The 6114-nt window shown below is 39.5% G+C and carries 5 protein-coding genes and 1 pseudogene; 2 read left to right on the top strand and 4 right to left on the bottom strand.

The genetic code is table 11. The features are described 5' to 3' along the window. Positions 1–312: group II intron maturase-specific domain-containing protein (locus L655_RS0103450; RefSeq protein WP_024605253.1), on the top strand; the 312-nt coding region annotated here is incomplete at its 5' end. Positions 313–489: 177 nt separating this feature from the next. On the opposite strand, the gene L655_RS0103455 is transcribed toward L655_RS0103450, so the two are convergent. Together L655_RS0103455 and zigA are read right to left on the bottom strand one after the other, a co-directional pair. After that, complete coding sequence (locus L655_RS0103455) at positions 490–1179, bottom strand: DUF1826 domain-containing protein (protein ID WP_024604110.1); 690 nt, start codon at positions 1177–1179, stop codon at positions 490–492. Continuing rightward, a pseudogene (gene zigA, locus L655_RS01000000124980) lies at positions 1179–2377 on the bottom strand (zinc metallochaperone GTPase ZigA). The gene L655_RS0103455 and the pseudogene zigA overlap by 1 nt, the downstream one beginning before the upstream one ends. A 234-nt stretch (positions 2378–2611) precedes the next feature. Here zigA and L655_RS0103465 point away from each other — a divergent pair. After that, the gene (locus L655_RS0103465; RefSeq protein ID WP_024604111.1) at positions 2612–4747 is read left to right on the top strand and encodes a TonB-dependent siderophore receptor; all 2136 of its coding nucleotides are present in this window, start codon (positions 2612–2614) and stop codon (positions 4745–4747) included. 34 nt (positions 4748–4781) lie between these two features. Here the strand turns inward: L655_RS0103465 and L655_RS0103470 are convergent, their stop codons facing one another. Both L655_RS0103470 and L655_RS1000000128465 read right to left on the bottom strand, forming a co-directional pair. After that, positions 4782–5876 (bottom strand): mechanosensitive ion channel family protein, encoded by a 1095-nt coding sequence (locus tag L655_RS0103470; RefSeq protein ID WP_024604112.1) that lies wholly within the window; start codon positions 5874–5876, stop codon positions 4782–4784. Between the two features lie 97 nt (positions 5877–5973). Beyond that, on the bottom strand, positions 5974–6114 hold a 141-nt coding region (locus L655_RS1000000128465; protein ID WP_029751582.1), incomplete at its 5' end, for a DUF6691 family protein.

Raw genomic sequence — 6114 nt, forward strand, 5'->3', positions numbered from 1 at the left:
GTGCGCGGTTTTGTAAATTATTTTAGTATAGCCAATTGTAAGCGAGAGCTAAAAGCCTTGGCAGGTTGGATCAGACGAAGACTAAGGGCAATACAGCTGAGGTTGTGGAAGAAGCCATCAAGGCTACATCGACGACTAAAGCAGTTAGGGAAAAAGCCACCGTTTAAGTTCATAAAGATGAACTCGTGGCGTAACTCACTAAGCCCTTTATCTTGTGTATCGATGCCAAACCAATGGTTTGAGGAGCTTGGTTTATATCCAATAGAAAAAGTGAATACGGGATGGCTTGCTTTATCAGCGTTTAGGAAATAAGTTGATAAAATGTGAAGGGTACAGGAGCCGTATACGAGGTCCGTACGTACGGTTCTGTGAGAGGGATGAGGCATAAGCCTCACCCTACTCGATGTATTAGCCTTGAGTGTTAAAAAGGGTTGGCCAATTATTGAAAAGAGACGCCATTACATTAGGTATATTATTAATTTAAAAGCATTAAATAAAATCCAGGGTAAGTAATAAGCGTTGCTCATTTGCAGCCACAGGTGGCGAGCGATGGACTAAACCTGCACCCTCGTTGTCATCCCAGTATTCTCCTTTAAGCAGTGCCACATCACCTTGTTGTAGTTGATTAATATTACTTAAGTTTTCAAATAAACCAGACTCTTCATCTGGTTTACCTAAATTACCCGTACCTAGCTTTGAGCGGTTTACATCGCTGTGATTTAACCACTGCGTAGCAACGCCTTGGTAGGTAGTAACTAACCGGCACGGAATTTTGTCTACATGAAAACGCGGACACATGGGTTTATCTAATATTTTCAGCCTTAACCCAGCGCGCTTTAAATCAAACAGGCAGCAAAACATTTCAACAAGTAAGGCAATGTCTTCACAAAGTGTATTAACTTCATCACGATTATTATCTTCTGCCTTAAGCGCAGTTATTAACTGATCAAAAGCGTCATTGGGCGATACAGCAAGTTCTATTGGCTTTAATGCGCTGGTGGCAATGAGTGCATTAACTGCTTTTGTTAATGTTTGCTCAAGGTCTCTTTTCCAAATAACAATGTTAGTGTCTTGGTTATAAATTTGTGGCAATACATTGGCATCACACTCTTTAGCTGCTTTTCGGTACTGCGGTTCCGCAGGTTTTATTTGCGCAGTTATTGGGGCTAGTGCGTTCATTATTCTTCCTCCCAAATAGGAAACGGGTCGTTATAGGTTCTCCAAAAGTCCTTACCCTTAAGTACGGCGTCTTCTGATAATAAGCAGTTATTAAGCGCGTTCATCATGGCTTGTTGATCTAACGATTGACCAATAAACACAAGCTCTTGACGCATGTCACCAAAAGGCTCTACCCATTTATTATTAATATCAGCAAGCAGTTCTGGCTCGGTAGGCCACTCTTGTTGGGGGATGGCCTTAAAAAACATACCAGCAAATCCGTAGTGAGCAATACCGCCTGCTTGGCTCCATTGCCCGCAAAATAATGGACGTGTTGCTAGCCAAAAATAGCCTTTTGAGCGGATAAGCTTGCCAAATTGCTCTGTACTGTGAAGAAAGTTATAAAACTTTTCAGGATCAAAGGGGCGCCGAGCTGTGTAATTAAAGCTGCTAATACCATACTCTTCGGTTTCGGGGATATGTTCACCGCGCATTTCTTTAAGCCAACCAGGAGCTTGTTGAGCTCGCTCAAAGTTAAATAGGCCGGTGTTGAGTACTTCATTTATATTAATATTGCCGTTTGAAATAGGAATGATTTTGGCTTGAGTATTAAGTGTATTTAAAATGGCAGTAAGTTTATTTAATTGAACAGATGTTATTAAATCAGTTTTACTTATTAAAATTACGTCGCAAATTCAACTTGATCAACAAGTAAGTCGGCTACACTGCGATCATCGTCTTCACCAAGTGATTCACCCGTTTGTTGCAGATCGTTTGCTTGCTCGTAATCGTTTAAAAAATTAACTGCATCAACCACTGTTACCATTGTATCAAGAGTGGCAACATCACCCAGAGAATTACCGTTTTCATCGGCAAAGGTAAATGTTTCGGCCACTGGGAGGGGCTCAGATATACCCGTTGATTCAATAATGAGATAATCAAAACGACCTTCTTTGGCCAGTTTTCCTACTTCAATCAGCAAGTCTTCACGTAAGGTGCAGCAAATGCAGCCGTTACTCATTTCAACTAGCTTTTCATCGCTGTGACCTAGCGATACACCACTTTTAATTGTTGCAGCGTCGATATTTATATCGCTCATATCGTTAACTATAACGGCAACTTTTTTACCTTGTCTATTATTAAGAATATGGCTAAGTACGGTTGTTTTACCGGCTCCTAAAAAGCCTGAAAACACTGTGACGGGCAGTTTATTTATCATTTAGAGAACTTACTAATTTACAGTTTTCGGTATGTTATATTATATCAATTTAATATTCTAGTTATGCTGTTTATTTTATTAATTACCGCTTGATTAATTCGTGAGTAAACCCCTGTTTTAGGTGCTTTTAATTCTAATATTAAGGAGTGTTAAACTTTTATTTGCGTTGATTATAACAATGATAAGAGTTATCATTTAGCTTGTTAACTACCTACACTTCTCTCAGGAACTATCATGTTTAACCCTAATTACTTGGCATTAAGTATTGCCGTGTCTTTATCTGCTTTTTCTCAAATGACATTGGCCAAGCAAAGCGACAAAATTGAAACAATTGAAGTAACAGGCCGTGCTCAGCAATTTTACCTAGAAACTGAGAGTAAAATTGGTACTAAAACTAATTTAGATCTTATTAAACTTCCGCAATCGGCTCAGGTTTTAACAGAGCAACTTATAATTGACCAAGCGGCTCGTGACATTACCGACTTATACCGCTCAATTGCTGGCGTAAGTGAATATAGCTACTCAGGCGTAACTTTTCGTGGTTTTAGAGATGATGCCAATGTATTTTACGATGGTGTGCGCGGCGACCCGTACTCAGGCTTTGGTGTACCGCAGTTATTTAATGTTGAACGTGTTGAAGTATTAAAAGGCCCAGCCTCAGCTTTATATGGCGGTGGCGAACCTGGTGGGATGATTAATTACGTAACCAAAAAACCAAGCTACCTAGAAAAGCGCGAATTAAAGCTCATCTTGGGTAACTACAACACGCGTGGCGCATCACTCGATATGACCGGTGGTTTAAGCGATACAATGGCTTATAGATTGGGTGGTTTTTATGAAGAGCAAGACAGCTTTCGTAACAATGCAGACTCAAAAAACACCGAGCTGACGGGTGGATTGTTATTTGATTTAAGTGATTCAACAACCCTAACCACAAGTGTTGACTACATTAAACAAGACCTAGGCGGAAACCGCTTACGTGGCGTACCGGTAGATGACAACGGCAACTTTTTAGTTGACCCAAGTTATAACGCCAATGAGTCGTTTGATTATCAAAATATGGAAGCTTTGGTGCTTCAAGCAGAACTTAGCCATTATTTTAATGATGATTTTTCGTTAAGTACTACGTTTCGTTACATGGATAACGAGCGAGACCAAGCCTACCATGAGTCGCAAAGCTGGGTAGATGTAAATGGTGATGGCGTAGCCAATATCGATGACGAGACGATTAAGCGTGAATACCGTAAGCAATTTCGTGCCAATAAAGAGGCAAGTGTAACCACCGACTTTGTTTATAACTTTGGACAAGGACAATTAACACATCAGTTTTTATTTGGTGGTGATTACCACACCGTTGATACCGAATATGACTACTTTCGTGCTCGATATGAGGCCGATGGCGTCGCTAATTTAAATATTTTTAATTTAAACTACGGTGAAACCGATCCAAGTACTTATAACCTTACCGACATGAACCGCGATGGCGTAGATACCGACCGATTTGGTGTATACGCGCAAGACGTAATTAGCATAGGCGAGCAGTGGACAATAATTGCAGGTTTGCGCTATGACCATTTTAAAGAGTTTAATCAAGAAACTGGTTTTAGTTACTCAGATAACGATATAACGCCGCGCGTTGCTGTTACTTATCAGCCAGTAGAAAACACATCGGTATATATTAACTACTCAGAGAGCTTTAACCCTACATCATCAGCGGACCAAGAAGATGTAGAAGACGAAGGTAATTTAGAACCAGAAACCGGTAAGCAAACCGAGCTGGGTATGAAAAACCAATGGCTCGACGGCAAAATAATGAGCACCTTTGCAATTTACCAAATTAATAAAGAAAACGTGGTAATGAGCAACCCTGACGATACGGGAGCGGGGGATGGCATTGCTGCACTTTTAAATATAGGTGAAGTAGAAAGCCGAGGATTTGAAACAACTTTAGTCGGTGATTTATCAGCGCACTGGACCGTAACGGCTAACTACGCATACAACGATACACAAGTGGTAGACGGCGTAACGGGTGATACGCTTTCAAATACATTTGGAGACGGTTCGCGCTTTGCTAATGCACCACGCCACCAGGCAGGTTTATGGACTCGCTACGCTATTGATTCAATTGACTCATCAATTGCATTTGGTGCAAATTACGTAAGTGAGCAACTTAGTACAAGTGGTCAAAAAGTAAAACCATTTACCGTATTTGATATGAGCTGGACGAGTCGCTTTGACGACGTATTACTGAGTGTAAATATTAATAACCTGTTTGATAAAGAATACGCGGTTAGTGGATTTAGTGAGCAAAACGGCCACTTTCCTGGCAGCCCTCGTGAAATTATTGGGCAAATAACCTACAAGTTTTAATACTTAATTAGCGCGAGAGTCACTCGCGCTTTTTTTAAGTGTCGCCTTGCACTTTTTTATCACTATTAAATTTAGCAGCTTCTTGAGTCGTGTTAATAGCCGTAATAGGGAAGGGGATTACAATACCTTCTTTTTTATAGCGTTTATTCAGGGCTTTTATAAAAGCAGATTTAACCCAAAAGCGATTAAAGTATTCTTTAGCTCTAAGCATTACCGTAAAGTTAATGCTTGATCTATCAAAGGTATGAAAAACCACAAAGGTATTGTAATCATCAACGCCCCATTCGTGTGAAATAAGTATTTCACGAGCCACTTCAAGTGTTACTTGTTCAACAAATTCTAAATCTGAATCGTAATGCACACTTATATCAACAGGCACGCTTAGCTCTTTTTCAGGGTAAAAGTAATTAATAATACGCGATTTAGATAATTGGCTATTAGGTATAATAATCATATTGTTGGGTAGCATTTTAACCCATGTAGATCGCCAGCCTATATGATCAACAAAGCCTTGCTCCTTAGATTCAAGCTCAATAAAATCACCCACCCTTATAGGTTTATCTATTACTAACTGCACGCCAGAAAAAAAGTTTTCGAGGGTAGGTTGCAAAGCAAGGGCAACAGCTAGTGATGTAATACCTAACGAGGCAATAATGGGCGTAATAGAAATACCTAACGTGCCCATTAAAACCAGTAATCCCACTGACGATAATGTAACGCGTATCACGCCTTTAATTATGCTTTTTGAATTAAAAACCACGGCAGATTGTTTACCATAGTAATTAATAGTGCCAATAATAAAGCGGTCTAAAAACATAATAAGTGCAAGCAGAGCTAATACAATATTAATGCTATTAAAAGGGATCTGTTGAGAAATAGAAGTACTAATAATGAAAGTGTCGTGCTCTAAAATGGTGAGTAGCACAATAATTGTGCACAGTGTTAGCGGCTTAGATATTGACTCTATTAGTAAAGTATCGAATATAAATTTGGTTTTTGAAGTCCATTTTTTTAGCCAGTACATTACAAAAAAACGAATTAAAAACAGTAGTATAGCTATAAGTAAAAGGGAGGACGCTGCGCTTAACCAAGGTGTGCTGTTAGAAAATTCCAGCGCTTTATTTAGCATAACTTAAACCTGTTCAATATAGTTTTATATATATTGCAGCAAGTTATGTACCTTTGTTTGGGTAAAAGTAGCTGCCGAGTTTAGTCGGCAGCAAATATTATACTTTTTTGGCTAACCACATACCGCCTAGCACGGCTGCAAAAAACAATAAAAACTCCATTTTAAGAGATACCAATTGAACCAAACCCGGGCCTGGGCATATACCACTTAAACCCCAGCCTAAACCAAAAAGTACCGA

The sequence above is a fragment of the Pseudoalteromonas sp. TAE79 genome, from assembly GCF_000498015.1.
GTDB lineage: Bacteria > Pseudomonadota > Gammaproteobacteria > Enterobacterales > Alteromonadaceae > Pseudoalteromonas.